This is a genomic window from Stenotrophomonas sp. 10N36, assembly GCF_056395005.1.
Genome location: NZ_JBFTIS010000014.1, coordinates 21,481 through 44,907, shown reverse-complemented (window position 1 = coordinate 44,907; position 23,427 = coordinate 21,481). Strand labels below are relative to the sequence as shown.

Here is a 23,427-nt window from a genome sequence, read left to right as displayed (position 1 = left end):
GGCGAGGGCGCGGCGCACGGGGCGCCGCGTCGCGGTTACGGCGCGGGCGTGGCCAGACGCTGCGGTCGCGCCCACACGCTGTTCGGCTCGCCGTGGATCGCGCGCCGGCTGCTGGCGCGCGCCATCGCGGCGAACCCGATGGCCATGGCCAGCGCCACCCCGTCCACCCAGAACAGCGGCCAGTAGCCGCGCTGCGCGCTGGTCCACAGCCACAGCCCGCTCATCGCGCCATGCACCAGCGGGATCAGCGCGGTGACGATTGCCGCGGCCCACAGCAGCTCGCGTGCGGCCTGCCACGGCGCGCGCAGCGCCGCCCACAGGGCGCAGCCGCCCCAGGCCAGGAAACAGATCCAGCGCATGCCAGCGTCGGCATGCGCGGGGGCCAGATGTTCCAGCAGCTGCACGCCGACGAAGGCGGCCGAAATGGCCACGCACAGGCCGATACACACTCCGACCGTGGCACGCGCCATGTTGATCTGGGCACGGCCTTGGGCCTGCTGACGGCGCTTGCGCCGCGATTCGATCCACAGCAGGTTGCCCGAATAGAACAGGAAGGCACCGCCCAGGCCCAGCGCGAAATACAGCCAGGGCACCAGGCCGTTGCCGAACTCGCCGAAATGCAGGGCGTACGCCGTCGCCAGCGTGGCGTGGTTGGCGTCGCGCCGGCCCGGCAACTGGGTGTGCAGGACGTCGCCCGTATTGGCGTCCAGCGCCACCGCACCCAGCGGTCCCAACGACACCCCGCCGTCGCCGGTGATCTCGATCACCGCGTTGGCATCGCCGGCGTTGGCCAGCTTCAGGTACGCCGGTTCGAAACGTGCCTGGCCCTGGTCGTTGGCCACGGCGATCGCACGGGCATGCAGCATGGCCAGGCTGCCCGCCCGTACCGGCTCGCCGCTGGCGGCGCGGATCGGCGCGGTATCCATCGCCGCCGGCAGCGCGGCCAGCAGCTTGCCGTCGTAGATCAGCGGGTTGAGCGCGGCCATCTGCAGGAACACCAGGCACAGCAGCGCGCCGGTCACCGCAAACAGCAGGTGGAAGGGCAGGCTGAGCACGCCGATCACGTTGTGCGCGTCCTGCCACATCTGCTTCAGGTTGCGGCCCGGGCGCAGGGCGAACAGGTCGCCAACCAGCTTGGGCAGGTGGATCACCAGCCCGGACAGCAGCGCCAGCCCGTACAGCAGGCTGACCACGCCCATCAGGTAGATGCCGGCCACCGGAAGGCCCAGGGTGTAGTGCAGTTCGTTGACCAGCTCGGCCAGCCCGGCCTGGGGTGGGGTAGGGCTGCCATCGTACTGATCGGCCCAGGCGAACAGCCAGGTGCCCTTGGCGTCCTGCCAATAGGCCACCGATTGCGGCGTTTCGGCGCCGGGGAAGGTCATGCCCAGGTGCTGGCGGGCTTCCGGGTGCCGGGCCAGCACGCCGTCCAGCAGGCGCTGCGCGTCGTCCAGGGTCTGCGCGGGCTGGGTCATCGCCTGCGGCGATTGCCACAGCGGCAGGTCATGGTGGAACACGGTGATCGCGCCGGCATAGAACGCCACAAACAGCGCAAAGCCGGCCACCAGGCCAACCCAGGTATGCAGCGTGGTGAAGGTGCGCAGGGTGAGCGAACTGAATTTCATCGAGGTTCCTTTACTGCACCAGATCGGCGGCGCGCAGCAGCCACAACAGGGCAAAGCCGGCCACTGCACTGATGCCCAGCCCGGCCCAGGCGCGCACGCCGCTGCGGAACGCGAAGGCCCACAACGCGGCCAGCATCCAGAACGGGATGAAGGTGATCAGGCTGGGCACGATGGCGCTCTGCCACGGGCCCGGCGGCAGCCACGCCACCAGCCCGGCGCACGCGCCGGCCACGAAGAACCCGGCCACCAGACCGGCCAGCGCACGCGCCCACATCAGGGTCGCGCCTCACGCTCAGGCCGCGTCCAGGCGGCCAGGTAGGGCAGGACCAGGGCGGTCAGCATCCACCCGGCCAGGGTCACGCACAGGCCGGTGGCCAGACCCAGTTGGCCCATCCACAGCCACAACGAGGTGGCGGCGGCCACCAGCCCGATCTGCCGGCCCAGCCGCCCGGCACGGCGCAGCCGCGGCCAGCGGCAGTGCGGGGAGGCGGCATAGAAGGCCAGCGCCGAGAACGCAGAGGCTGCGCCGGCAACGCCGCAGTACAGCAGGGCAAGGGTGGTGCCGCTCAGCACGGGACGCACGTTGGACGGGCAGCGGAGGCCATGGTGGATCCTTGGGGGAAAAGGCAGGACCGCATGTCGCACGGCCCGCTGCGCATGGTAATCATTGCGGTTTTGGTCCGCCACAGCCGCGCGTTCAGGCGCATGCGGGGGCGGTGCGGGCGCAAAAATCCGCGCTTTGGTTTAAGATCGGCAGGGTATCCATCCAGGCAACAAGGTGGCCCGCGCCCAGCGCCGGTCCAGCGTGCGACATGAGCACTACCATCGCCCACCGCTGAACGCTCCCGACGGCCCCTTGCAGGCGCCTTCGTGGCGCTTTTTTTATGGCCGAGCGGCGTGTCGCCGTTGCCTCTGTTCCACCTCCGATTCCCCGGCCTGCGTTGCGGGCCCACCAGAAAAAGCCCAGTCATGATCGCGATCACGCTTCCCGACGGCAGCCGCCGTGAGTTCGAAAACCCCGTCAGTGTCATGGACGTCGCCCAGTCGATCGGCGCCGGCCTGGCCAAGGCCACCATCGCCGGTTCGGTCGACGGCGTGCTGGTCGATGCCAGCGACGTGATCGATCGCGACGCGACCCTGCGCATCATCACCGCCAAGGACGAGGAGGGCGTGGAGATCATCCGCCACTCCGCCGCGCATCTGGTCGGCCATGCGGTCAAGCAGCTGTACCCGGACGTCAAGATGGTGATCGGCCCGGTCATCGCCGAAGGCTTCTACTACGACATCTACTCCGAGCGCCCGTTCACCCCGGACGACATGGCCGCCATCGAAAAGCGCATGGGCGAGCTGATCGCGCAGGACTACGACGTCATCAAGAAGGTCACCCCGCGTGCGGAGGTCATCGAGATCTTCAAGGCGCGTGGCGAGGACTACAAGCTGCGCCTGATCGAGGACATGTCCCCGGAGATCCAGGCGATGGGCATGTATTACCACCAGGAATACGTGGACATGTGCCGCGGCCCGCACGTGCCCAACACGCGCTTCCTGAAGGCCTTCAAGCTGACCCGCATTTCCGGCGCCTACTGGCGCGGCGATGCCAAGAACGAGCAGCTGCAGCGCATCTACGGCACCGCCTGGGCCGACAAGAAGCAGCTTGAGGCCTACATCAAGCGCATCGAAGAAGCCGAAATGCGCGACCACCGCCGCATCGGCAAGCAGCAGGAGCTGTTCCACCTGCAGGAAGAGGCCCCGGGCCTGGTGTTCTGGCACCCCAAGGGCTGGGCGCTGTGGCAGGTGGTGGAGCAGCACATGCGCCGCGTGTACCGCGACAGCGGCTACGGCGAAGTGCGTTGCCCGCAGATCCTGGACGTGTCGCTGTGGCAGAAGTCCGGCCACTGGGACAACTACCAGGAAAACATGTTCTTTACCGAGTCGGAGAAGCGCACCTACGCGGTCAAGCCGATGAACTGCCCGGGCCACATCCAGGTGTTCAACCAGGGCCTGCACAGCTACCGTGACCTGCCGATCCGCTACGGTGAGTTCGGTTCGTGCCACCGCAACGAGCCGTCCGGCGCGCTGCACGGCATCCTGCGCGTGCGCGGTTTCACCCAGGACGATGGCCATGTGTTCTGCACCGAATCGCAGATCGAGGCCGAAGTGACCGCCTTCCACCAGCAGGCGCTGGCGGTGTACACGACCTTCGGTTTCGAGGACATCCAGATCAAGATCGCGCTGCGCCCGGAAAAGCGCCTGGGCGACGATGCCACCTGGGACAAGGCCGAAGCCGCGCTGCGCTCGGCGCTGGGCAACTGTGGCGTGGAATGGCAGGAGCTGCCGGGCGAGGGCGCCTTCTACGGCCCGAAGATCGAGTACCACCTCAAGGACGCCATCGGCCGTACCTGGCAGCTGGGCACGATGCAGGTCGATTTCATGATGCCCGGCCGCCTTGGCGCCGAGTACGTGGACGAAAACAGCCAGAAGAAGCACCCGGTCATGCTGCACCGGGCCATCGTCGGTTCGATGGAGCGTTTCATCGGCATCCTGATCGAGCACCACGCCGGGTCCTTCCCGTCCTGGCTGGCTCCGACCCAGGTGGTGGTGGCCAATATCACCGATGCCCAGGCTGAATACGTGAGCGAAGTCCGGAAAACCCTTGCAGATCAAGGGTTCCGGGTAAACGCCGATTTGCGCAACGAGAAGATCGGTTATAAGATTCGCGAGCATACGCTGCAGCGGGTCCCGTACCTGCTGGTGGTTGGCGACCGTGAGAAGGAAAATGGCGCCGTGGCCGTGCGTACGCGCTCTGGCGAAGATCTGGGCAGCATGTCCGTCCAGGCCTTCATCGAGCGGTTGCAGGCAGAACAGTCCGTGTAAGAAAGTCCCGGCCCTGCGGATGCTCCGCGATGGGCCGGTTTGATTCCTCTGGGAGATTGCAATATCAGTACCCCTGACAACAAACAGAACCGCAAGAATCAGGAAATCCGGGTGCCGCGCGTACGCGTGATCGGCAGCGACGGAGAAATGATTGGCGTGTTGACGCGTGACGAAGCGCTGTCGATGGCCGAAGACGAAGGTCTGGACCTGGTCGAGATTCAGCCGCAGGCTGATCCGCCGGTGTGCAAGATCATGGACTTCGGCAAGTTCAAGTTCGAAGCGCAGAAGAAGGCCAACGAGGCCAAGAAGAAGACCAAGCAGGTCGAGATCAAGGAAGTGAAGTTCCGTCCGGTCACCGATGAAGGCGACTACCAGATCAAGCTGCGCAAGATGCGCGGTTTCCTGGAAGAGGGCGACAAGATCAAGGTCAACATCCGCTTCCGTGGCCGTGAAATGAGCCATCAGGAACTGGGTCGCGAAATGGCCAACCGGATCGAGGGTGATCTGGGTGAGGACATCGTGATCGAGTCCCGTCCGCGCCTTGAAGGCCGGCAGATGGTGATGATGATCGCGCCGAAGAAGAAGTAACCGCCCACCGGGGGGTAGAGCCGACCGTTGGTCGGCTGCACACCCCACCGTGGCGAGGGGTAGAGCCGACCGTTGGTCGGCTGCACGACCTACCGTGCCGAAGGGTAGAGCCGACCGTTGGTCGGCTGCACCGAGCGGTCGCTCGGCGTCCCCGCTTCGCGCACCACACGGCGGGCGCCCACCGGCGCCTTCCGCGGTTTCCCGCGTGCGCGGCCTGGCATGACGCCGGCCCTCGCGGCCGTTCCGTTCAGGTTCGCCCGCCCCGCGGTAAACATTCGCCCAATCAACAGTTTGCAACCTCCCGTGTTCGCGGGCATAATGGGCGGCCCCGTTTTGCGGGGCGCTGTTTTGAACGGTTTCAAGCCCGGCAACGGGCATGCTGTTTCAACGGCAACAGGACCGGCCTGGTTCCCATCGGGGATCCCGGGCTTACAAGCAGGCAAGGGTATGGACGGAAAGTGTGGCGCAGGCCACCGCCCTGGTCAGTGACAAAACATCATCAAGGACATTGCAATGCCCAAGATCAAAACCAACCGGGCGGCGGCCAAGCGTTTCCGCAAGACCGCCTCCGGCAAGTTCAAGGCTGGCCATGCCAACCGTAGCCACATCCTCACGAAGAAGTCGACCAAGCGGAAGCGCAATCTGCGTCAGACGAACCATGTTCGTGCAGAAGACGCAGGCCGTTTGAACCGTATGCTTCCCTACCTCTGAGGACTGACCCATGGCACGAGTAAAGCGTGGCGTACAGGCGCGTCGCCGCCACAAGAAAATTCTGACCCTTGCGAAGGGTTACTACAACGCTCGCCGCAAGGTCTTCCGCGTTGCCAAGCAGGCCGTGATCAAGGCACAGCAGTACGCCTACATCGGTCGTAAGCAGAAGAAGCGTAATTTCCGTTCGCTGTGGATCACCCGCATCAACGCGGCTGCCCGCATCAACGGCCTGAGCTACAGCCGTTTCATGAATGGCCTGCTCAAGTCCGGCATCACCCTGGACCGTAAGGTTCTGGCTGACATCGCCGTGCACGACGCAGCCGGTTTTGCTGCACTGGCCGAAAAGGCCAAGGGCGCGCTGGCGGCATAAGTCCATTCCCCCGCCGTTGCCGCAGTCGCGCAGCGGTGGTGGGTAAGGCAAATGCATGGGGAAGGGCGCAAGTCCTTCCCCATTCTTTTTTGTGTTGGCGGTGGCCCTCCCGGTGCCCCCGATCGACAGCGGTGGCGACGGGGGTCGGCCCGGCGCGTATCGCGATGGCATACCGACGCGAGGCTCCGGCTATCCATGAGTGACATCCAATCCCTGACCACCCAGGCACTGGCCGACGTGGCCGCTGCCAGCAGCCCCGATGCGCTGGAAGCCCTGCGCGTGGCACTGCTCGGCAAGAACGGCAGCATTACCGCCCAGCTCAAGCAGCTTGGCGCATTGCCGGCCGACGAGCGCAAGGCCGCCGGTGAAGCCATCAACCGTTCCCGCGACGCGCTCACCAGCGCGCTGGCCGAACGCAAGGCCGTGCTGGAAGACGCGGCGCTGGACGCGCGCCTGGCCGCCGAATCCATCGACATCACCCTGCCGGGACGCCGCGCCGATCGCGCCGGCCTGCATCCGGTCACGCGTACCCTGGAGCGCATCACCGAGATCTTCGGCCGGCTCGGGTATGAAGTGTCCGAAGGCCCGGAAATCGAAGACGACTGGCACAACTTCGAAGCGTTGAACTTCCCGCCGCACCACCCGGCGCGTGCAATGCACGACACCTTCTATTTCGGCGACGGCCGCCTGCTGCGCACGCATACCTCCGGGGTGCAGGTGCGCTACATGGGCGACCACGCGCCGCCGCTGCGCATGATTGCCGCCGGCAAGGTCTACCGCAGCGACAGCGACCAGACCCATTCGCCGATGTTCCACCAGGTGGAGGGCCTGCTGGTGGACGAGCATTCGACCTTCGCCGACCTCAAGGGCACCTTGTCCGAGTTCGTGCGCGCGTTCTTCGAGCGCGATTTCGAGATGCGCTTCCGACCCAGCTACTTCCCCTTCGTCGAACCCGGCGCGGAAGTGGACATCGCCTGGCAGCAGCCCGACGGCAGCACCCGCTGGCTGGAAGTGCTCGGCTGCGGCATGGTGCACCCGAACGTGCTGCGCAACGTGGGCATCGATCCGGAGCGCTACACCGGCTTTGCCTTCGGCATGGGCGTGGAGCGCTTTGCGATGCTGCGGTATGGCGTCCATGACCTGCGCGCGTTCTTCGAGAACGACGTGCGGTTCCTGAAGCAGTTCGCGTAACGCCGGTACAGCGTAGAGCCCGGCTCTGCCCGGCTATCCGACAACGCCCAACGCACCACCATTCATCACGGCCCAGGCGCATGCGCCGGGCCCACCAGGGTGACACCATGAAATTCTCTGAAAACTGGCTGCGCAGCCACGTTCCCACCTCGGTCTCGCGCGACGAACTCGGCGCGGTGCTGACCGCCATCGGCCTGGAAGTGGAAGAGGTCACCGCGCTCGGCGTGGGCCTGGACCACGTGGTGGTGGCGCGCATCGTGTCGGCCGAGCGCCATCCCGAAGCCGACCGCCTGCAGATCTGCCAAGTCGATGCCGGGCAGGGCGAGCACCTGCAGATCGTGTGCGGCGCGCCGAACGCGCGCCCGGGCCTGGTTGCGCCGCTGGCGATGATCGGTGCGCAGATCGGCGAGCTGAAGATCAAGCCGGCCAAGCTGCGCGGCGTGGACTCCAACGGCATGCTGTGCTCGGCCAAGGAACTGGGCCTGGACAACGACGCGTCCGGCCTGTTCGAACTGCCCGATGACGCGCCGATCGGCCAGACCCTGGTGGAGTACCTGGGGCTGCCCGACGCCAGCATCGAGATCAAGCTGACCCCCAATCGCGCCGACTGCTTCAGCATCCGCGGCATCGCCTTCGACGTGGCCGCTGCATGCGCCAGCGAAGTGGTGCCGTTCGACGCGGCCCCGGTTGCGGCGGTGGGTACCCGCGAATTGACGATCGACCTGGCGGCCGGTGCCGAAGCACCGCGCTACGTGGGGCGTGTCATCGAAGGCATCAACGCACGCGCCGCCACCCCGTTGTGGATGGCCGAGCGCCTGCGCCGCAGCGGCGTACGGCCGGTGTCGCTGCTGGTGGACATCACCCAGTACGTGATGCTGGAACTGGGCCAGCCGATGCACGCCTTCGACCTGGGCACCCTGCAGGGCAGCATCGGCGTGCGTCGCTCGCGCGCCGGCGAAGCACTGAAGCTGCTCGATGGCCGCGATGCCGCGCTGGACGACAGCTTCCTGCTCATCACCGACGCCGATCGCCCGATCGCGCTGGCCGGCCTGATGGGCGGCTTCGACACCCGCGTCACCGACGACACCACCGCCGTGTTCCTGGAGGCCGCGCATTTCGCGCCCGCCGCGATCATGGGCCGTGGCCGCAAGCTGGGCCTGCACACCGATGCCGGCCACCGCTTCGAGCGCGGCGTCGACCCGGCGCTGCCGCGCACGGCGATCGAGTACGCCACCCGCCTGGTGCTGGACCTGGCCGGCGGCACCCCTGCGCCGGTCAGCGAGGCCGTGCGTGAGGCTGACCTGCCCGCGACCGCCACCATCGGCCTGCGCCGCGCCCGTATCGCCCGCGTGCTCGGCATCCAGATCGCCGATGCCGACGTCGAGCGCATCCTGCGCGCGCTGGGCATGGAGGTGGTCGCCAGCGCCGACGGCTGGCAGGTGACCGCACCGAGCCGCCGGTTCGATATCGCCATCGAAGAAGACCTGATCGAAGAACTGGCCCGTATCCACGGCTACGAGCAGATCCCGACCACGCTGCCGGGCGGTGCCTCGCGCATCGCCATGCCCAGCGAGACCCGCCTGGACGACCTGAGCGTGCGCCGCCAGCTGGTGGCGCGCGACCTGCAGGAAACCATCAACTACGCCTTCGTCGATGCCGGCCTGCTCGGTCAGTGGCAGCTGCATGAAGACGTGGTGGCGCTGGCCAACCCGCTGTCGGCCGAACTGGCGGTGATGCGCCCGTCGCTGCTGCCGGGCCTGGTGGCCACGCTGGGCCGCAACGCCGCGCGCCAGCTGGGCCGGGTGCGCCTGTTCGAGCTGGGCCGCAGCTTCCACCCGCAGGCAGGCGAGGGCACCCCGGCACCGCTGGAAACCCAGCGCGTGGCCGCCGCCGTGTGTGGCGACGCCGACCCGCAGCAGTGGGGCCTGGCCACCCGCAAGGTCGATTTCCACGACCTCAAGGGTGACCTGGAATCGCTGGCGGCCGCCTCCGGCGCGGTGCTGACCTTCCAGCCCTCGCAGCGCCCGTACGGCCACCCGGCGCGGTCGGCCGAGGTGCTGCGCGATGGCGTCAGCCTGGGCTGGATCGGCCAGATCCACCCGCGCCTGGCCAAGGCCATGGACATCGACGTGGACGTGTTCGCCTTCGAGCTGGACCTGGCCCCGCTGGCCGCCCGCCAGCTGCCGCGTGCCGCCGAGCTGTCGCGCTTCCCGTCGGTGCGCCGCGACCTGGCCTTCCTGGTGCCCGAAGCCGCCGCCTGGGCCGACCTGGAAGCCACCCTGCGCCGGGCCGTCGGGCCGCTGCTGCGGCAGGTGACCCTGTTCGACCGTTACGTCGGCCAGGGGGTCGAGCCGGGCTTCAAGAGTCTCGCTATGGGCTTGATTTTGCAGGACAAGTCGCGCACTCTGACGGACCGCGACGTGGAGTCGGTAGTGGCTGAGGCTGTCTCTGCCATGGAGCGTGAACACCACGCCCGGATCCGCGGTTGAGCGGGCAGCATGGGGGGTAGCAGGAATGGCATTGACCAAGGCTGAGATGGCCGAAAAGCTGTTCGACGAAGTGGGTCTGAACAAGCGCGAAGCCAAGGAATTTGTCGACGCGTTCTTCGATGTGTTGCGTGAGGCATTGGAACAGGGACGTCAGGTGAAGCTGTCCGGCTTCGGTAACTTCGATCTGCGGCGCAAGAACCAGCGCCCGGGTCGCAACCCGAAGACCGGTGAGGAAATTCCGATTTCCGCCCGTACGGTGGTCACCTTCCGTCCGGGCCAGAAGCTCAAGGAAAGGGTAGAGGCATATGCTGGATCCGGGCAGTAACCGCGAACTTCCGCCGATACCGGCAAAGCGCTACTTCACCATTGGTGAAGTCAGCGAGCTTTGCGATGTCAAACCGCACGTGCTGCGCTACTGGGAAACCGAGTTTCCCAGCCTGGAACCGGCCAAGCGCCGCGGCAACCGTCGCTACTACCAGCGCCACGACGTGCTGATGGTGCGGCAGATCCGCGGCCTGCTCTACGAGCAGGGCTACACCATCGGCGGCGCACGCTTGCGCCTGGAAGGTGCCGGTGCCCGCGACGAATCGACGCTGAGCAACCAGATCATCAAGCAGACGCGGATGGAGCTGGAAGAAGTGCTGCAATTGCTTCGTCGCTGAACAAATTCTTCGATAAAACCGTTATACTCGTCGGCCCGCTGAGAGGCGGGGACAGTACCAGCATCATCGGGGCGTAGCGCAGCCTGGTAGCGCATCTGCCTGGGGGGCAGAGGGTCGTCGGTTCAAATCCGGCCGTCCCGACCATTGTTGGTAAATCGAAGAAGCCTGCGCAGCACTGCGTGGGCTTTTTTGTGTCCGCAGGCCGCGTAGAGCGGGGCTCTGCCCCCGCTGCGCTTCGCACGTGATTCAACACCAGCCGGGCAGAGCCCGGCGCTACGACGATGCCCCGCACCCCATGCGATGATGCTGCCCCCACGCCTCGCCCGGCGCGACGATGCTGCCGACGCCACGTAGAGCGGGGCTCTGCCCCGCTGCGCTTCGCACGTGATTCAACACCAGCCGGGCAGAGCCCGGCGCTACGACGATGCCCACGCCACGCGCGGCGCGACGATGCTGCCGACGCCACGTAGAGCGGGGCTCTGCCCCGCTTCGCTCCGCATGTGATTCAACACCAGCCGGGCAGAGCCCGGCGCTACGATGCTGCCCAGCGCTACGTCAGCCGTCAGCCGGTAACCGGCTGCGCATCGTCATAGGTAAAGCTCACCACGCATTCGCGCAGGGCATCGATTCCCGCCGGGCCGCTCTCAACCAAACCACCGCCCAACGCCTGCAGCCAATACCCGTCAGCGGCCAATCGCGCCACACGCAACCGGGGGGCACCACGTTCGGCCGGCACCTGGGCCAGGCGCTCATCCAGCCAGTGGCGCCACAGCGCGGCAAACGCCGGTTCCACCAGCGCACTCAACGAGAAACGCGCCCAGTTGGCGTCTTCGGCGTGCATGGCCTCGAAGGTGGCCCGGACGTAGGCGCGGGTGAAGCGACCGTGCGGCACCGGGTCCGCGGCGACAAGTACATCCAGCGCATCCCCGAAGCGCGCCAGGCACTCGGCATACGCCGCTTCCAGCAGCTCCTGGCGGTTGGCGAAGTGGTGGAACAGCGCGCCCTTGCTGACCCCGGCGCGTTCGGCAACCGAGAGCACCGTGACGTTGCCCAGGCCGTGCAGCATCGCTTCCTGCACCGCTGCATCGAGCAGGGACGCGCGCACCAGGGCCGGCTGCCGGCGTCGTCGGGTGGTGTCCATCAGTGTGCCCCCGCCTTGGAGAACGCGTTGATCATGACCACCCCGCCCACGATCATCGCCACACCGGTGATGGCCTGCCAATCCAGGCTCTGCTTGAACACCGTGACGCTGATGATCAGGGTGAGCACGATGCCCACGCCGCCCCAGATCGCATACGCGATGCCCAGCGGCAGCGCCTTCAGCGCATGGCTGAGCAGGTAGAAGGACACCACGTAGCAGAGCGCCATGCTCAGGGTGGGGCCCAGCTTGGTGAACTGAGCGGTCTTCTGCAGCAGCATCGTGCCGGTGACTTCGGCGACGATCGCGCCCGACAGGAACAGATACGCGGTGAGCAGGGGTGACATGGGTTTCTTCCAGTTAGATACCGACCGGACGGTATGTTACTTGGTGGCACGGTGAATGGTATCTGACTGGAACCCACCCGCTGCCTTCGCGGGTCCAACCATGCGGGAGCCCCACGGTTTCCCTGGCCGCGCGGTGCGGACGGTGTTTGCGACTACCATGGCGCATGAACCCCACCCCCGATAACGCGAGCGCCCCCCGGCTGCTCGGTTTTGACGTACCCGGTCTTCAGGCCACGGTCGATCATGCCGAAGACGAGGCGATCGTCGCCTTGCTCGATGTGGAACCCTCGGCGCGCTGGCTGCAGGTGTTCCATCGCCGCGTCGACGCCTTGAAGGGCGAACTGGGGCTGGCGGGCGTCCAGATGGACGGCCGCAGCATCCGCTTCTTCGGCTCCGTTGCCGACAGCCGGCGCTTGGCCAATGAGATTGCCGGGCTGATCAAGGACATCGCGCAGGAACTGTCCAGCCCGCCGTGACACCGACGGCGCGGCGCGGTAACAGCCTCAGCGCGCCAACAGGGGCAGCGGTCGGTCCACCACCACCTCTTTCATCACCAGCGTCGAGGTCAGCCGCTGCACGCCGGGCAGCGCGGACAGGTGCTCGTCGTAGAGCAGGCAGACGACGGACGCGCGTCGGTGCCGGCGCGCTGTTGCGCACCCGGCCGCGTGCGGCGCGCATGGTCGGCCGCATTTCCGGTGCGGCCATGGTGATCATCGCCGTGCTGTTGTTGTGCCGAACCACTACGATCTGATCCCCCCTCATGAAACAAGGACATGCCATGACCGAACAGCTTCATCCGTACGCGAACTCGCCCAGCCCGCTGAGCCAGGCAAAGCGCGTGCGCATTCCGCACCTGCAGGAGATGAAGGCACGCGGCGAGAAGTGGGCCATGCTCACTGCCTACGACATGTACACCGCGGCGATCTTCGAAGACGCCGGCATTCCGGTGCTGCTGATCGGCGATTCGGCGTCCAACAACGTGCTTGGCAATGACAGCCTGCTGCCGATCACTGTGGACGAACTGATGCCGCTGGTGCGCGCGGTGAGCCGCTGCACGCGACGCCCCCTGGTGATCGCCGATCTGCCGTTCGGCTCGTACCAGGCATCACCGGAACAGTGCTTCCACACGGCGGTGCGCTTCATGAAGGAAGGTGGCGCGCACGCGGTCAAGCTGGAAGGCGGCATCGAGATGGTGCCGCAGGTGCGCAAGCTGGTCAGCTCGGGCATTCCGGTGATGGCGCATATCGGCTTCACGCCGCAGTCGGAACATCAGCTGGGCGGCTTCCGCGTCCAGGGCCGTGGCGACAATGGCCCGGTGCTGGTGGAAGCGGCGCGCGCGCTGGAAGCAGCCGGTGCGTTCGCGGTGTTGATCGAGATGGTGCCGGCCGATGTGGCCGCGCAGATCACCGCGGCGGTGTCGGTGCCCACGGTGGGGATCGGCGCGGGCAGCGAGTGCGATGCGCAGGTGCTGGTCTGGCAGGACATGGCCGGGCTGCGCACCGGGCAGCTGCCGCGCTTCGTCAAGCAGTACGCCGACATGCATGGCCTGCTGCACAAGGCGGCCAGCGAGTTCGCCGCGGATGTGGAAGCAGGGGTCTTCCCGGGGCCGGAACACGCGTTCCAGTCGTAACCGGCCAGGGCAGGGTTGCGCGCCCGTATCAGCTCAGGGCGCGCAGCACTTCTTCGATCAGAACCACATAACAGGCCACGAAGTAGAACTTCAGCAGGGCCGGATGTTGCTTGGTGAGGAGTGCGCGCATGTGCGTGACTGGGCTGGGTGGATGGCCTGATTGTGACGGAGGTGTGAATTTGTGGCAATCATCACAAATTAAATTCGCTTAGCTAGATGAGGGAAGCTGATAACGCCCCTTGAATTCCACTCTAACCTATTGATTGTTTTGCGTAATGTGCGCTCGGCCGCGCCGCCTCCACAGGCCTGGATGGGGGCGCCTGCAGGCTCCCAAGCGCCCACAACGGCTTCAAAAGCCCTCAGCGCCGGCTCCTCGCCAGCCGAGCAGGCGCCGGAGCATGACCGCCGCCACGGTCAACGGCACCACGATCGGCCATTGCAGCAGGAACAGCCCGGCGGTGATCTCCCACGTGGTCCAGGTGGTGCCGAACACCTGGGCGTCCGGTGGCCCCAGCCTGAGGACCAGCAGCGTGGAAAGCGCGAAGGCCAGGTCCTGCCAGCGCGGTGAGCGGCGCGCGCCCTGGCGCCTGCAGAGCATCAGCACAGGGATCACCACCAGACTGGCCAGCAGCGCATGGATCCAGACGTCGCCCCGCGTGTAATCGTAGGGAATCGACGGCCAGACCCAGCCGAACCGCTCTGTTTGCAGCTGGGCGGTAAGCACGCACGCAAAGGTGATCGAGGTAGCCAACAGCACCACAAGATCGAGACACGCCTGCAGTGCCGTGCGTGCGATGTTCGATACGGGTGCGAAAGAAGAGGGCGGCATGGGCGGGCGGCACGGTACGGCGGCCAATCTCAGCAGAATTCAATGGATTTGTCGCGTTTTACCGCGGCCTGCCTGCGCACGTGGCTTAGAGTGAAGCGATGTACACAAACAGGACGAAGACACGATGATCAGACCTCTGCGGGACACCGATCTGCACGCCGCCAGCGCCGTCTGCATGCGCGCGTTTCTGGGCACGGTGGCACCGTCGCTGTCATCGATCGGGGTGGACACCTTCCGCACGATTGCCGCGGCGGACGGTTTCGCGCAGCGCACCGGGCCGGACAGCCTGCAACTGGTGTACGACGATGCGGGCGTGATCAAGGGCGTGGGTGAACTGAAGCAGCGTCGCCATGTGGCGATGCTGTTCGTCGACCCGGCCTGTCAGCGGCAAGGCGTGGGCGAGGCACTGCTGGCCGCATTGATCGCGCAGGCGCACGTCGATGAGGTCACGGTGAGCGCGTCGCTGCCCTCGGTGGCGTTCTACCAACGCCATGGCTTTGCGTGCAGCGGCGAGGTGGGGGAGTCGGCCGGGCTGGTGTACCAGCCGATGGTGCGCACCATGCCCCGTGCGACCGAGGCCGCCACAGAGGAACGCTGATCCATACAGCCCAGACTTCACGCCGTTCGCGCGTGTCGTTCACGAAGGGCGGACAGCCGCATCGCTACGTTGAAGGCCTGTCATTCATCCCGGTTTGCGGGTAAGGATCATCATGATCAAGTGGGCCATCATCTTCGCTGTCATCGGCCTCATTGCCGGTGCACTCGGCTTCGCCGGCATCGGCGGCGCCGCGATCGGCGTGGCGAAATTCCTGTTCTGGGCCGGCATCATCATCGCCGTGGTGTTGTTCGTGCTGGGCATGACCATCGCCAAGAAGGTCACCTGACCGCAGGTCAGCATCGGATCCAGATATCAACGCCTGCGCAGTGATGCGCAGGCGTTTTTGTTTGGGGCGGTGCACCGCCGGCATTCGATGGAACGTCCGGGTTTCACGAGGGTGCGTTCGGTTGCATGGGTGGCCACACGCAGTGCGTATCTGTGTGCGTGGGCACGGATCGCGCGCAGCCACCCGTGGGGTGGCTCTACCCCCCACTGTGTAGTGAGCGAGCAGGTGGTATTGGCGCTGGCTCTGCGTGTTATCGGAAGAAGAACGACACGCCCAGGCCGGCCTGCAGGTCCGGGCTGTTGTTGTCCAGGCCGACGTCGAACGAGGCATCCAGCTGTACGGTGCGGGCCACCATCCAGGTGACGCCGGCCCCGGCGATGGCGGTGGACGCTTCGCCCTGGGTGTGGGTGAAGCCGGCTTCCAGGTAGCTGCTGACGGTGTCGGTCAGCGCCACGCTGACGCTCGGTGACCAGGTGAATGCGTCCGCGCCGGCGCCGCGGGTGGCGTTGGCATACAGCGCGCCGCTCCAGCGATCATCGAAGCTGTATTCGTAGCTGGCGCCCAGCGCGTACTGGGTGCCGCCTTCGCTGAAATCGCGCGCACCGGTGGCGAAGGTGGTGCTGGCCAGCAGCGCCCAGGCATGTTTGTCCGAGGCGGTGGGCAGGGCGATCTTGACGGCAAGGCCGCTGTCGCCGCCGCCGTTACTGCTGCTCGCCGACCCATCGCGTGGCTTGAGCTGCAGGTGGTTGAACGGCGTGCTGAAGGCCTGCAGTTCCACATGCTCGGCCAGGCCGATGCGCAGGTTGAGGTCGCTGCTGTACTGGGTGGACCGGGTACCGTCGGCATCGCGATCGCGTTCCAGGCTGGGCAGGCCCCATTCCAGTGCGACGCTGCCGCGCGGCAGGGTGCTCGGCGAGAAGCCGATACCGGGGCGATCGAACGACGGCGTGTCATCGTCGTCCTGGGCCAGGGCAGGGGAGGCGATCAACAACAGGACAAGGGCAACAGGCAGGCGCATCGTGCAATCTCCGGGCTGCGGTGCAGCATCGGCAAAGTGTGCCGCAAGCGCCTGTGAGGAGGCAGCCCCTGGGTAGCGATCAGCCGTCGGCGCGGGTCAGTGCCAGCAATCCATCCAGCAGGCGGTCGGCGCGGGGGCGGCCGTCTGCATCGATCGGATTGGCCAGCGACTGCAGCCAGAAACCGTGTGCTGCACGCCGCGCGGCGGTCAGCCGGTGGTCGCTGCCTTCGCCGGGATGCTGCTGCAGCTGGTCCTGTATCCAGCGCTTGAGCGCCTGCGCGATTTCCGGGTCGGGGCGGCCGCGCGGCGCGCCGGGGCCGGGGTCGCTGGGGGCCAGGCAGGCACGGAAAATCGCGGTGACATACGCGCGCGAGAAGCGCCCATGCGCCACCGGGTCGTCGGCGATCAGGCCCTGCACGGCACGGTCGAAATCGACCAGGGCCTGGGCCAGCAGCGGGTCTTGTCCGCCGTAGTGGGCGCTCATCATCGGAAAGGGACGGCTCATGCGGGCTCCGGGAGCGGGGGGCGGAAAGGCGGGGAAGGCCCGGCTCAGTGCGGTGCCCGTGCCTGCGGCAGGCGCGGTGCGGCCGCGCCGGGTTGCAGCAGCAGGGCGTTCAACAGCGCGATCACCCGTTCGCCCTGGCCATCGCAGGCCAGTTCGAAGGTGGTCTGCCCGCCGAGCGAGGGCAGCGGCGTATGCAGGATCCACTCCAGCACCGCGCTGCGGTCCGGTTCGATACGCAGGGCCACATCGGCAACACGACGGACGATTCCCTGGCGCATGATCAGAATCCGTAGCTGAGCGAAAGTGCGGCCGAGTCCATGTGGTCGCCGGTGGTCATCGGGCTGTCCTTGACCGCATCGGACAACCGCGTGCGGCGCACAGATGCGGTAGCGGTCCAGTGCGGGCCCAGCGGCATCACCGCGGTCAGGTCGGCGTAGGGCGACACCCCACTGCCGGCGCGGTAACGCGCCAGTCCACTGCGGCGTGCTTCGTCCTCGCTGACCCCGAAGTAGTAATCGTTGAGCCCCTTGCCGGCGTAGTTCAGGCCCACGCCGGGCACCAGCGTCACCCGGCCCATGGGCAGCGGGTAGGCGTACTTGGCATCGGCGGCGACGCCGCCACCGTGGCCGCTCACTTCGGCCTGCACGTTGCCCTGCAGCAGGCCCCACGGCGCGGTATGCCGCACCGCCACCCCGGCCATCGCCGAGAAGCCGCGGTTGGACAGCTGGCGCAGCTGCGGGTCGTGGCTGTCCTTGCGCTTGAAACGCATCATGTACGGCGAGGCCATCAGGGACACTTCGGTGCTGTCGCTGTCCAGCAGCTTGTAGCCGAAGCTGCCGCCGCGGAAGTGGAACTTCCTGCCTTCGTAGCTGATGATCGGCGCGCCCACGGTGTCGGTCTTGTAGCCGGTATAGGGCGACTTCAGGGCCACCACGGCCACGCCCAGACTGCTGCGCGGCTTGGCGCCCGGTGCCTGGGCGAACGCGCTGCCGGCCACCAGCCATGCCGCGGTCGCCAGCACGACGGCGGCGATGCCCGGGCACAGCGACTGCCGGGTACTTTCATTGCCAACCCGGCCGCAGGTGCCTGCCGGGGGGGAATCTTCCTTGCAACGCTCGCGCATGTACCTGCCACACTGGGAATGCCAAGCGGCCATGGTGCCGTGCCTACATTGTCGGAACGTTGCGCCGGGCCGCGCGGTACCATCGGCAGCCGTCGTCCCCTGTGTCCCCACCCATGCGCATCCTGCTGCTCGAAGATGATCCGGAACTGGCCAATGCCATCCAGGCCAGCCTGGGCCGGCACGGCATGGTGGTGGACGTGGTGGTCAGCATGGCCCAGGCCGGCGAGGCGCTCAAAGCCGGCGTGCACCAGATCCTGCTGCTGGATCGGCAGTTGCCCGACGGCGACGGGGCCAATTTCGTGCGGGTGGCCCGCAGCCTGGTGCCCAACCTGCCGGTGATCATGCTCACCGCGCGCGATTCGGTGGCCGACCGGGTGCTCGGCCTGGACGTCGGCGCCGACGATTACCTGACCAAGCCGTTCGCGGTGGAAGAACTGCTGGCACGCATCCGCGCGATCTCGCGGCGGCCCTCGCAGATCGCCCTGCCGGTGCTGCTGCTGGGGCGGCTGCAGTTTGATTTCGTCGCGCGCGAAGCCAGCGTCGACGGTGTGCTGCTGGCGCTGCCGCGCCGGCAGTTGCTGGTGCTGGAAGCCTTGGCGGTGCGCCAGGGCCGTACCGTGGCGCGCGCGGCGTTGCTGGAGGCGGTGTATGGCTTCGACGATGCGATCCAGTCCAACGCACTGGACGCGCACGTGTCCAAGCTGCGCAAGGCATTGGCCGAGGCCGATGCGCGGGTGGAGATCCACGTGATGCGCGGCATCGGCTATCTGTTGAAGGACGTCGCATGAAATTCCTCAAACCCGGCTCGCTGTCTTTCAGCCTGGCCTGGAAGATCATCCTGATCCAGGTGACTATGGTGGCGATGGGCCTGATTGGCATGGTGCTGATGTACGGCGACAGCGGCGCCGGTTACATCGACTGGAAGATGAGCGAGTCGATCGCCAAGTCGATCCATGTGCGGGACGATGCACTGCACGTGGACTGGCGCGCGCTGGACCAGGCCGCGCAGGATCGCCCGTCCACGTTCTGGTTCGCGGCCACCGATGAAGACGGCCGCCAGGTCACCCACGGCACGGTGCCGGAGATGTACCGCCCGCTGGTGGCCCAGCTGCGCTACCTGGAGCCGACCGACGTACGCACCCGCACGCGGGCGGCCGAACTGGCCATGCGCATCTGGGTGAACGACACGCCGGAGGGGCGCGTGCACGTGATGATCGGCGGCATGCCGCACCGTGGCCTGTGGCGGCAGATGCTGGTGGTGATCGGCTACCTCGGTGGCTGGATCACCGTGCCGTTGATCGTGATCACCCTGGTGGTGGCGCCGTGGGCGATCCACCGCTCGCTGCGCGGGGTGAACCGGGTGGCCGCGCAGGCGGCGGCAATCCAGATCAACGAACGCGGCGGTGGCCTGGACACGCACGCCGTGCCCGCCGAGATCTTCCCGCTGGTGGATGCGTTCAACGCGGCGGTGCGCCGCATCGGCGAAAGCTACGATGCGCAGGACCGCTTCCTGGTGGGCGCGGCACACGAACTGCGCATGCCGATCGCGATTCTGGCCACGCGCATCGCCGACCTGCCATCCGGCCCGGCGCGCTCGCGCCTGCAGCGCGACCTGGGCCGGCTGAGCAACATCGCCGAGCAGCTGCTCGACCTGCAGCGGCTTGACCATCACCGCAGCCAGTCGCAGCGCGTGGACCTGGCCGCGCTGACCCGCGAGGTGGCCGGCGACGTCGCGCCGCTGGTGCTCGATGCCGGGTATACCTTCGCCGTGGATGCGCCCGATGCGCCGGTCTGGGTGCGTGGCGATCCGGATGCGCTGCACCGGGTGGTGGCCAGCCTGTTGCAGAACGCGATCGCCCACGGCGGCGACCACGGCCTGATTGCCGTGGCGTTGCAGCCCGATGGCGTGCTGGCGGTAAGCGATGAAGGCTCCGGCGTGCCGGAGCAGGAGCGCCAGGCGATCTTCGAGCCCTTCCACCGGCTGCGCCCCAGCGGCAGTGGCAGCGGGCTTGGCTTGTACCTGGCGCGCGAAATCATGCTGCGCCACGGTGGCAGCATCGCTGCGGAAAGCGCCGCCGGCGGCGGGGCGCGGTTCGTGGTGGCACTGGCGGTGGACCGGCCGGGTATCGTGCCGGGCTGATCGGGCGCGGCCGGACGGTTCACCCTTCCATCACCCAGGGTCCGGTGTGATCGGGCCATTCCGCGTCGGCATGCAAGTGGCGTGGTTGCCCAACATCCTGCAGGGAGAGATGCCATGAAGGCGTTTGCGTACGCGGTGTTGCTTGCGATGGCGGTCGTCGGTGCGGTGGCCCCGGCCAGCGCCTGCACCCGGGTGGTCTATCTGGGCGAGAACCAGGACGTCATCACCGCCCGTTCGATGGATTGGCAGAGCGACATCGCCACCAACCTGTGGGTGTTGCCACGTGGCATCGCGCGCAACGGCCAGGCCGGCAAGGATTCGATCCATTGGAAGGCCAAGTACGGCAGCGTGGTGGCCAGTGGGTTCGACATCTCCACCACCGATGGGCTCAACGAAGCGGGGCTGTCGGCCAACCTGCTGTGGCTGGTGGAATCGGAGTACCCGGCACAACGCGGGCGCAAACCCGGCCTGGCGATCTCGCTGTGGGCGCAGTACATGCTCGACAACTTCGCCACGGTGGCCGAAGCGGTGGCCGCGCTGGAGCGCGAGCCGTATGCGCTGGTCACCGATGACCTGCCGGGCGAATCGCGGCAGGCCACGCTGCACCTGGCGCTGTCCGATGCCAGCGGCGACAGTGCGATCGTGGAATACATCGGCGGCAAGCAGGTGATCCACCATGACCGCGCCTACCAGGTCATGACCAATTCGCCGGTATTCAACCAGCAGCTGGCGCTCAACACCTATTGGCAGCAGATCGGCGGCACCGTGATGCTGCCCGGTACCAACCGCTCGGCCGACCGTTTCGCGCGGGCGTCGTTCTACATCAACGCCATTCCCAAGAGCGAAGATCCGGTGGTGGCGCTGGCCAGCGTGTTCAGCGTGATCCGCAACGTGTCGGTGCCCTACGGCATCACCACTCCGGACCAGCCCAATATTTCCTCCACGCGGTGGCGCACCGTGGCCGACCACAAGCGCCGGCTGTATTTCTTCGAATCGGCCCTGACCCCCAACACGTTCTGGGTGGACCTCAACAAGGTCGATTTCGCCGTGGGCGCGCAGGTGCTCAAACTGGACCTCGGCCGCGACCAGCGCAATGTGTTCGCCGGCGATGCGCTGGGGCAGTTCCAGCCGTCGGCGCCGTTCGCGTTCCTGGGCACGGGCGACTGATTCGGGGCGCGGGCCGCGTAGGCGGGGCGCCTGCCGTCGCACCCTGCTGGCAGGTGGCATCGGCCGACCCTGCCATCAGGGAAATGCGTGCCGTCAGGTCGGTCGCCGCCTAAATTCAGACTAATCCGATATCCCGGCACCGTCCTGGGGCCGTATCGTGCTGATCGAGGGAGGGATGCCTCACTTGCCTGTCCCCACGCGGTCAGCGCCCCATGCGGCGCACCGTAGTGCCACTCCGCATGGATGCCCCCGCAGGAGCGATCAGCATGATGATCAAGGTGCAATGCCAGGACCACCGCTGGCACGTGATCCACCCGACCCGCCCGGACCCGGTCAGCTTTGATGACGGGGCGGTGGCCTTCGACTTCGCCGACACCCTGGCGCGCGAGCGTCACGCCGAGACGGGCAAGGCCTGTGCGGTGCGGGTGGTGGCGATGGACGCCTTCGTTGACGCGGTGCGCTACGGCTAAGGACCGGCGTGTGCCGCGGGCGGTCAGCCGGTGCGGTCGAGGTTGGCGCTGAGCCGCTGCAGGAAGCTGGTCAGCCGCATGGTTTCGTCCACGCTGAAGCCGCCCAGCATGCGCGTATTGCCTTCGTTGAGGATCTCGCGGGCCTGCGGCAACCGTTGTAGCGCCAGTGCCGTGAGTTCAATGCGCTGGGCGCGCGGACGCTGCGGATCCGGCGACCGTCGGATCAACAGGTCACGCTCCAGCCGCGCCAGGGTCTGCGCCATCGAGGGCTGCTCCACGCGCAGCAGGCGGGCCAGTTCGGCCTGGGTGGTCGCCTTGCCCTGGCGCACCGCCTCGAGCACCGGCAGGCTGGCCATGCCCAGCCCCAGCGGACGCAACTGGGTTTCGGTCAGACGGCTGAGTTCGCGTGCCACCTGCTTGATCAGGAACGACGGGACGTTGCTGGGATCGGGTGCGGGCCGGGACATGGGTTCACCTGCAGGGAGTTACATAGGCGCCTATGATAAGGGTAATAGGATCCTATGCTTAAGCCCGTTGGGGCGGCCCACCTACGCGCTCCGCCCGCAATACCCCGCCGTGTCTGTTGCAGGGTCGACCCAATGTGACCGCGCTGGCGCCGTCCGGTCAGCCGGCCGTCGGGTTCCTAAATAGGGCATGAAATCGGGGACTTCCGGCCTATGTTGCCCGTGTTGGGTTTGCCACATCCTGTGCGCCACCACCACACACAGTTTCGAGGCAAGGCATGAGGAGCAATGGGATGAAGCACGGAAAGCAGGCGTGGTTGTGGGCGCTGCTGCCCGCGATGCTGGCGCTGGGCACCACCGCCCAGGCGCAGAACTACGATCGCTATCGCGACGATGGCTACAACAGCGGGCCGGTGCGCTGCGAATCGATCAAGGGCCGCACCCAGCAGTGCCCGTTGCAGGGGCGTGCACGCCTGGTCCGCCAGATTTCCGGTTCGCCCTGCGTGGAAGGCCAGACCTGGGGCCAGGCCCGGGACGGGGTGTGGGTGACCCAGGGGTGCCGCGCCGAGTTCATCGCCGAAGCGGGCCGTGGCGGCCGCTGGAATGGCGGCGGCGGCTGGGGCCACAACAATGGCGGGCGCGGCCAGGTCCTGACCTGCGATTCCAATGACCATCGCCGCCAGCGCTGTGTGGCCAATGTACGCCGCGAGGCGCGGCTGATCCGCCAGACCTCGCGCACGGCCTGCGTGGAAGGGCGGACCTGGGGCTGGGACCGCACCGGCGTCTGGGTGGATGGCGGTTGCCGTGGCGAATTCCAGGTGAATTGAGCTCGCAACCATCATTGGGCTGGTGAATCAGAAAAATCTGATACAGATCACAGTTCCGATTGGTTACTGTCCGGGGCGGGAAGCCCCGGCTTCACCCGCTCACAGGTCCCCCGCACGGTCGTGCGGCGGGACCTGCCCGATATGCCGACTCATGGAGAGAGCACCGCATGTTGATCCGCCTGCAACTGGAGCACCGCCTGTGGCGCGTGCTGCACCCGGACAAGCTGGAATCGTTCCGTTTCCACGACAGCGCCAAGGCCTTTGATTTCGCCGATGCGCTGGCGCGCCTGCACCACACCGAGACCGGCCGACGCAGTTCGGTGCGGGTGGAAGCCAGCGGGGCATACGTGGAGGCCGTGCGTTACGGCTGAACCCGGC

The 23,427-nt window shown here is 67.0% G+C and carries 29 protein-coding genes and 1 tRNA gene; 19 read left to right on the top strand and 11 right to left on the bottom strand.

Annotation, left to right across the window (positions count from 1 at the left end; all coding sequences use genetic code 11):
* Positions 1 to 35: 35 nt before the first annotated feature.
* From AC1DCJ_RS13995 to AC1DCJ_RS13985, 3 genes are read right to left on the bottom strand one after another with little or no spacing between them, the layout of a single operon-like run.
* Positions 36 to 1,622: a PepSY-associated TM helix domain-containing protein gene (locus AC1DCJ_RS13995; RefSeq protein WP_478071232.1), complete on the bottom strand. Its 1,587-nt coding sequence runs from the start codon at positions 1,620 to 1,622 to the stop codon at positions 36 to 38.
* Between the two features lie 10 nt (positions 1,623 to 1,632).
* Complete coding sequence (locus tag AC1DCJ_RS13990) at positions 1,633 to 1,896, bottom strand: hypothetical protein (RefSeq protein ID WP_478071231.1); 264 nt, start codon at positions 1,894 to 1,896, stop codon at positions 1,633 to 1,635.
* Positions 1,896 to 2,195 carry a hypothetical protein gene (locus AC1DCJ_RS13985; RefSeq protein WP_137191786.1) on the bottom strand — a complete coding sequence of 100 codons (300 nt, stop codon included), beginning with the start codon at positions 2,193 to 2,195 and terminating at the stop codon, positions 1,896 to 1,898. Before AC1DCJ_RS13985 ends, AC1DCJ_RS13990 begins: the two co-directional genes overlap by 1 nt.
* Before the next feature lie 396 nt (positions 2,196 to 2,591).
* Here AC1DCJ_RS13985 and thrS point away from each other — a divergent pair, with 396 nt between their 5' ends.
* The 9 genes from thrS to AC1DCJ_RS13940 all read left to right on the top strand — a co-directional run bounded on the left by thrS (position 2,592) and on the right by AC1DCJ_RS13940 (position 10,651).
* A complete protein-coding gene (gene thrS, locus AC1DCJ_RS13980) occupies positions 2,592 to 4,496 on the top strand; it encodes a threonine--tRNA ligase (RefSeq protein ID WP_137191698.1) in 1,905 nt (634 codons plus the stop codon).
* A 48-nt stretch (positions 4,497 to 4,544) separates the two neighbouring features.
* Positions 4,545 to 5,084 carry a translation initiation factor IF-3 gene (infC, locus tag AC1DCJ_RS13975; protein ID WP_172407481.1) on the top strand — a complete coding sequence of 180 codons (540 nt, stop codon included), beginning with the start codon at positions 4,545 to 4,547 and terminating at the stop codon, positions 5,082 to 5,084.
* A 513-nt stretch (positions 5,085 to 5,597) separates the two neighbouring features.
* Entirely contained in the window at positions 5,598 to 5,795 is a 198-nt protein-coding gene (gene rpmI, locus AC1DCJ_RS13970) for a 50S ribosomal protein L35 (RefSeq protein WP_017355265.1), read from the top strand.
* A gap of 10 nt (positions 5,796 to 5,805) precedes the next feature.
* Positions 5,806 to 6,165, top strand: a complete 360-nt coding sequence (gene rplT, locus AC1DCJ_RS13965) for a 50S ribosomal protein L20 (protein ID WP_017355264.1) — start codon at positions 5,806 to 5,808, stop codon at positions 6,163 to 6,165.
* A gap of 195 nt (positions 6,166 to 6,360) precedes the next feature.
* Positions 6,361 to 7,356, top strand: coding sequence for a phenylalanine--tRNA ligase subunit alpha (locus AC1DCJ_RS13960; protein WP_141059536.1), 996 nt, complete (start codon positions 6,361 to 6,363; stop codon positions 7,354 to 7,356).
* A 107-nt stretch (positions 7,357 to 7,463) separates the two neighbouring features.
* Positions 7,464 to 9,845: a phenylalanine--tRNA ligase subunit beta gene (pheT, locus tag AC1DCJ_RS13955; RefSeq protein WP_478071230.1), complete on the top strand. Its 2,382-nt coding sequence runs from the start codon at positions 7,464 to 7,466 to the stop codon at positions 9,843 to 9,845.
* A 25-nt stretch (positions 9,846 to 9,870) separates the two neighbouring features.
* Positions 9,871 to 10,170, top strand: coding sequence for an integration host factor subunit alpha (locus tag AC1DCJ_RS13950; RefSeq protein ID WP_005410432.1), 300 nt, complete (start codon positions 9,871 to 9,873; stop codon positions 10,168 to 10,170).
* Positions 10,151 to 10,507, top strand: a complete 357-nt coding sequence (locus tag AC1DCJ_RS13945) for a MerR family transcriptional regulator (protein WP_038687283.1) — start codon at positions 10,151 to 10,153, stop codon at positions 10,505 to 10,507. Before AC1DCJ_RS13950 ends, AC1DCJ_RS13945 begins: the two co-directional genes overlap by 20 nt.
* A gap of 67 nt (positions 10,508 to 10,574) precedes the next feature.
* Positions 10,575 to 10,651 (top strand) — tRNA-Pro (locus AC1DCJ_RS13940).
* Positions 10,652 to 11,069: 418 nt separating this feature from the next.
* Here AC1DCJ_RS13940 and AC1DCJ_RS13935 read toward each other — a convergent pair.
* Positions 11,070 to 11,648 (bottom strand): TetR/AcrR family transcriptional regulator, encoded by a 579-nt coding sequence (locus tag AC1DCJ_RS13935; RefSeq protein ID WP_478071229.1) that lies wholly within the window; start codon positions 11,646 to 11,648, stop codon positions 11,070 to 11,072.
* Positions 11,648 to 11,992 carry a DMT family transporter gene (locus AC1DCJ_RS13930; protein WP_478071228.1) on the bottom strand — a complete coding sequence of 115 codons (345 nt, stop codon included), beginning with the start codon at positions 11,990 to 11,992 and terminating at the stop codon, positions 11,648 to 11,650. Before AC1DCJ_RS13930 ends, AC1DCJ_RS13935 begins: the two co-directional genes overlap by 1 nt.
* 164 nt (positions 11,993 to 12,156) lie before the next feature.
* Here AC1DCJ_RS13930 and AC1DCJ_RS13925 point away from each other — a divergent pair, with 164 nt between their 5' ends.
* On the top strand, positions 12,157 to 12,468 hold the full coding sequence (locus AC1DCJ_RS13925) for a hypothetical protein (RefSeq protein WP_314404502.1): 312 nt from the start codon (positions 12,157 to 12,159) through the stop codon (positions 12,466 to 12,468).
* Between the two features lie 302 nt (positions 12,469 to 12,770).
* On the top strand, positions 12,771 to 13,622 hold the full coding sequence (panB, locus tag AC1DCJ_RS13920; protein WP_478071227.1) for a 3-methyl-2-oxobutanoate hydroxymethyltransferase: 852 nt from the start codon (positions 12,771 to 12,773) through the stop codon (positions 13,620 to 13,622).
* 349 nt (positions 13,623 to 13,971) lie between these two features.
* On the opposite strand, the gene AC1DCJ_RS13915 is transcribed toward panB, so the two are convergent.
* Entirely contained in the window at positions 13,972 to 14,478 is a 507-nt protein-coding gene (locus AC1DCJ_RS13915) for a hypothetical protein (protein ID WP_478071226.1), read from the bottom strand.
* A gap of 97 nt (positions 14,479 to 14,575) precedes the next feature.
* On the opposite strand from AC1DCJ_RS13915, the gene AC1DCJ_RS13910 reads away from it, so the two are divergent.
* The gene (locus tag AC1DCJ_RS13910; RefSeq protein WP_313245792.1) at positions 14,576 to 15,049 is read left to right on the top strand and encodes a GNAT family N-acetyltransferase; all 474 of its coding nucleotides are present in this window, start codon (positions 14,576 to 14,578) and stop codon (positions 15,047 to 15,049) included.
* 112 nt (positions 15,050 to 15,161) lie between these two features.
* Complete coding sequence (locus AC1DCJ_RS13905) at positions 15,162 to 15,335, top strand: DUF1328 domain-containing protein (protein ID WP_038687308.1); 174 nt, start codon at positions 15,162 to 15,164, stop codon at positions 15,333 to 15,335.
* Positions 15,336 to 15,585: 250 nt separating this feature from the next.
* Here AC1DCJ_RS13905 and AC1DCJ_RS13900 read toward each other — a convergent pair whose 3' ends face one another.
* The 4 genes from AC1DCJ_RS13900 to AC1DCJ_RS13885 form a co-directional block, all read right to left on the bottom strand.
* On the bottom strand, positions 15,586 to 16,353 hold the full coding sequence (locus tag AC1DCJ_RS13900; RefSeq protein ID WP_478071225.1) for a transporter: 768 nt from the start codon (positions 16,351 to 16,353) through the stop codon (positions 15,586 to 15,588).
* Between the two features lie 79 nt (positions 16,354 to 16,432).
* Positions 16,433 to 16,858, bottom strand: coding sequence for a hypothetical protein (locus tag AC1DCJ_RS13895; protein WP_478071224.1), 426 nt, complete (start codon positions 16,856 to 16,858; stop codon positions 16,433 to 16,435).
* A gap of 44 nt (positions 16,859 to 16,902) precedes the next feature.
* Positions 16,903 to 17,136: a hypothetical protein gene (locus AC1DCJ_RS13890; protein ID WP_313245789.1), complete on the bottom strand. Its 234-nt coding sequence runs from the start codon at positions 17,134 to 17,136 to the stop codon at positions 16,903 to 16,905.
* Between the two features lie 2 nt (positions 17,137 to 17,138).
* A complete protein-coding gene (locus AC1DCJ_RS13885; protein WP_478071223.1) occupies positions 17,139 to 17,981 on the bottom strand; it encodes a MipA/OmpV family protein in 843 nt (280 codons plus the stop codon).
* A 113-nt stretch (positions 17,982 to 18,094) separates the two neighbouring features.
* Here AC1DCJ_RS13885 and AC1DCJ_RS13880 point away from each other — a divergent pair, with 113 nt between their 5' ends.
* The 4 genes from AC1DCJ_RS13880 to AC1DCJ_RS13865 all read left to right on the top strand — a co-directional run bounded on the left by AC1DCJ_RS13880 (position 18,095) and on the right by AC1DCJ_RS13865 (position 21,758).
* The gene (locus AC1DCJ_RS13880; protein ID WP_141059524.1) at positions 18,095 to 18,769 is read left to right on the top strand and encodes a response regulator transcription factor; all 675 of its coding nucleotides are present in this window, start codon (positions 18,095 to 18,097) and stop codon (positions 18,767 to 18,769) included.
* Positions 18,766 to 20,121 (top strand): sensor histidine kinase, encoded by a 1,356-nt coding sequence (locus tag AC1DCJ_RS13875; RefSeq protein WP_137191684.1) that lies wholly within the window; start codon positions 18,766 to 18,768, stop codon positions 20,119 to 20,121. The genes AC1DCJ_RS13880 and AC1DCJ_RS13875 overlap by 4 nt, the downstream gene beginning before the upstream one ends.
* Positions 20,122 to 20,235: 114 nt before the next feature.
* Positions 20,236 to 21,288 carry a linear amide C-N hydrolase gene (locus AC1DCJ_RS13870; protein ID WP_478071222.1) on the top strand — a complete coding sequence of 351 codons (1,053 nt, stop codon included), beginning with the start codon at positions 20,236 to 20,238 and terminating at the stop codon, positions 21,286 to 21,288.
* Positions 21,289 to 21,554: 266 nt separating this feature from the next.
* On the top strand, positions 21,555 to 21,758 hold the full coding sequence (locus AC1DCJ_RS13865; RefSeq protein ID WP_137191682.1) for a hypothetical protein: 204 nt from the start codon (positions 21,555 to 21,557) through the stop codon (positions 21,756 to 21,758).
* Between the two features lie 23 nt (positions 21,759 to 21,781).
* Here the strand turns inward: AC1DCJ_RS13865 and AC1DCJ_RS13860 are convergent, their stop codons facing one another.
* Positions 21,782 to 22,225 (bottom strand): MarR family winged helix-turn-helix transcriptional regulator, encoded by a 444-nt coding sequence (locus AC1DCJ_RS13860; RefSeq protein WP_137191681.1) that lies wholly within the window; start codon positions 22,223 to 22,225, stop codon positions 21,782 to 21,784.
* Positions 22,226 to 22,515: 290 nt separating this feature from the next.
* Here AC1DCJ_RS13860 and AC1DCJ_RS13855 point away from each other — a divergent pair, with 290 nt between their 5' ends.
* Both AC1DCJ_RS13855 and AC1DCJ_RS13850 read left to right on the top strand, forming a co-directional pair.
* Positions 22,516 to 23,049: a DUF3011 domain-containing protein gene (locus AC1DCJ_RS13855; protein ID WP_478071221.1), complete on the top strand. Its 534-nt coding sequence runs from the start codon at positions 22,516 to 22,518 to the stop codon at positions 23,047 to 23,049.
* A 167-nt stretch (positions 23,050 to 23,216) separates the two neighbouring features.
* Positions 23,217 to 23,420: a hypothetical protein gene (locus tag AC1DCJ_RS13850; protein ID WP_137191680.1), complete on the top strand. Its 204-nt coding sequence runs from the start codon at positions 23,217 to 23,219 to the stop codon at positions 23,418 to 23,420.
* Positions 23,421 to 23,427 lie beyond the last annotated feature (7 nt).

Coding starts and splice junctions, on each gene's coding strand:
- AC1DCJ_RS13880 (WP_141059524.1), top strand. CDS start 18,095: ATGCGCATCCTGCTGCTCGAAGATGATCCGGAACTGGCCAATGCCATC.
- AC1DCJ_RS13950 (WP_005410432.1), top strand. CDS start 9,871: ATGGCATTGACCAAGGCTGAGATGGCCGAAAAGCTGTTCGACGAAGTG.
- AC1DCJ_RS13875 (WP_137191684.1), top strand. CDS start 18,766: ATGAAATTCCTCAAACCCGGCTCGCTGTCTTTCAGCCTGGCCTGGAAG.
- AC1DCJ_RS13995 (WP_478071232.1), bottom strand. CDS start 1,622: ATGAAATTCAGTTCGCTCACCCTGCGCACCTTCACCACGCTGCATACC.
- AC1DCJ_RS13925 (WP_314404502.1), top strand. CDS start 12,157: ATGAACCCCACCCCCGATAACGCGAGCGCCCCCCGGCTGCTCGGTTTT.
- AC1DCJ_RS13905 (WP_038687308.1), top strand. CDS start 15,162: ATGATCAAGTGGGCCATCATCTTCGCTGTCATCGGCCTCATTGCCGGT.
- AC1DCJ_RS13855 (WP_478071221.1), top strand. CDS start 22,516: ATGAAGCACGGAAAGCAGGCGTGGTTGTGGGCGCTGCTGCCCGCGATG.
- AC1DCJ_RS13990 (WP_478071231.1), bottom strand. CDS start 1,896: ATGTGGGCGCGTGCGCTGGCCGGTCTGGTGGCCGGGTTCTTCGTGGCC.
- AC1DCJ_RS13850 (WP_137191680.1), top strand. CDS start 23,217: ATGTTGATCCGCCTGCAACTGGAGCACCGCCTGTGGCGCGTGCTGCAC.
- thrS (WP_137191698.1), top strand. CDS start 2,592: ATGATCGCGATCACGCTTCCCGACGGCAGCCGCCGTGAGTTCGAAAAC.
- AC1DCJ_RS13910 (WP_313245792.1), top strand. CDS start 14,576: ATGATCAGACCTCTGCGGGACACCGATCTGCACGCCGCCAGCGCCGTC.
- pheT (WP_478071230.1), top strand. CDS start 7,464: ATGAAATTCTCTGAAAACTGGCTGCGCAGCCACGTTCCCACCTCGGTC.
- AC1DCJ_RS13860 (WP_137191681.1), bottom strand. CDS start 22,225: ATGTCCCGGCCCGCACCCGATCCCAGCAACGTCCCGTCGTTCCTGATC.
- rpmI (WP_017355265.1), top strand. CDS start 5,598: ATGCCCAAGATCAAAACCAACCGGGCGGCGGCCAAGCGTTTCCGCAAG.
- AC1DCJ_RS13870 (WP_478071222.1), top strand. CDS start 20,236: ATGAAGGCGTTTGCGTACGCGGTGTTGCTTGCGATGGCGGTCGTCGGT.
- AC1DCJ_RS13885 (WP_478071223.1), bottom strand. CDS start 17,981: ATGCGCGAGCGTTGCAAGGAAGATTCCCCCCCGGCAGGCACCTGCGGC.
- AC1DCJ_RS13865 (WP_137191682.1), top strand. CDS start 21,555: ATGATGATCAAGGTGCAATGCCAGGACCACCGCTGGCACGTGATCCAC.
- AC1DCJ_RS13930 (WP_478071228.1), bottom strand. CDS start 11,992: ATGTCACCCCTGCTCACCGCGTATCTGTTCCTGTCGGGCGCGATCGTC.
- AC1DCJ_RS13960 (WP_141059536.1), top strand. CDS start 6,361: ATGAGTGACATCCAATCCCTGACCACCCAGGCACTGGCCGACGTGGCC.
- AC1DCJ_RS13945 (WP_038687283.1), top strand. CDS start 10,151: ATGCTGGATCCGGGCAGTAACCGCGAACTTCCGCCGATACCGGCAAAG.
- AC1DCJ_RS13935 (WP_478071229.1), bottom strand. CDS start 11,648: ATGGACACCACCCGACGACGCCGGCAGCCGGCCCTGGTGCGCGCGTCC.
- AC1DCJ_RS13890 (WP_313245789.1), bottom strand. CDS start 17,136: ATGCGCCAGGGAATCGTCCGTCGTGTTGCCGATGTGGCCCTGCGTATC.
- AC1DCJ_RS13895 (WP_478071224.1), bottom strand. CDS start 16,858: ATGAGCCGTCCCTTTCCGATGATGAGCGCCCACTACGGCGGACAAGAC.
- panB (WP_478071227.1), top strand. CDS start 12,771: ATGACCGAACAGCTTCATCCGTACGCGAACTCGCCCAGCCCGCTGAGC.
- AC1DCJ_RS13900 (WP_478071225.1), bottom strand. CDS start 16,353: ATGCGCCTGCCTGTTGCCCTTGTCCTGTTGTTGATCGCCTCCCCTGCC.
- rplT (WP_017355264.1), top strand. CDS start 5,806: ATGGCACGAGTAAAGCGTGGCGTACAGGCGCGTCGCCGCCACAAGAAA.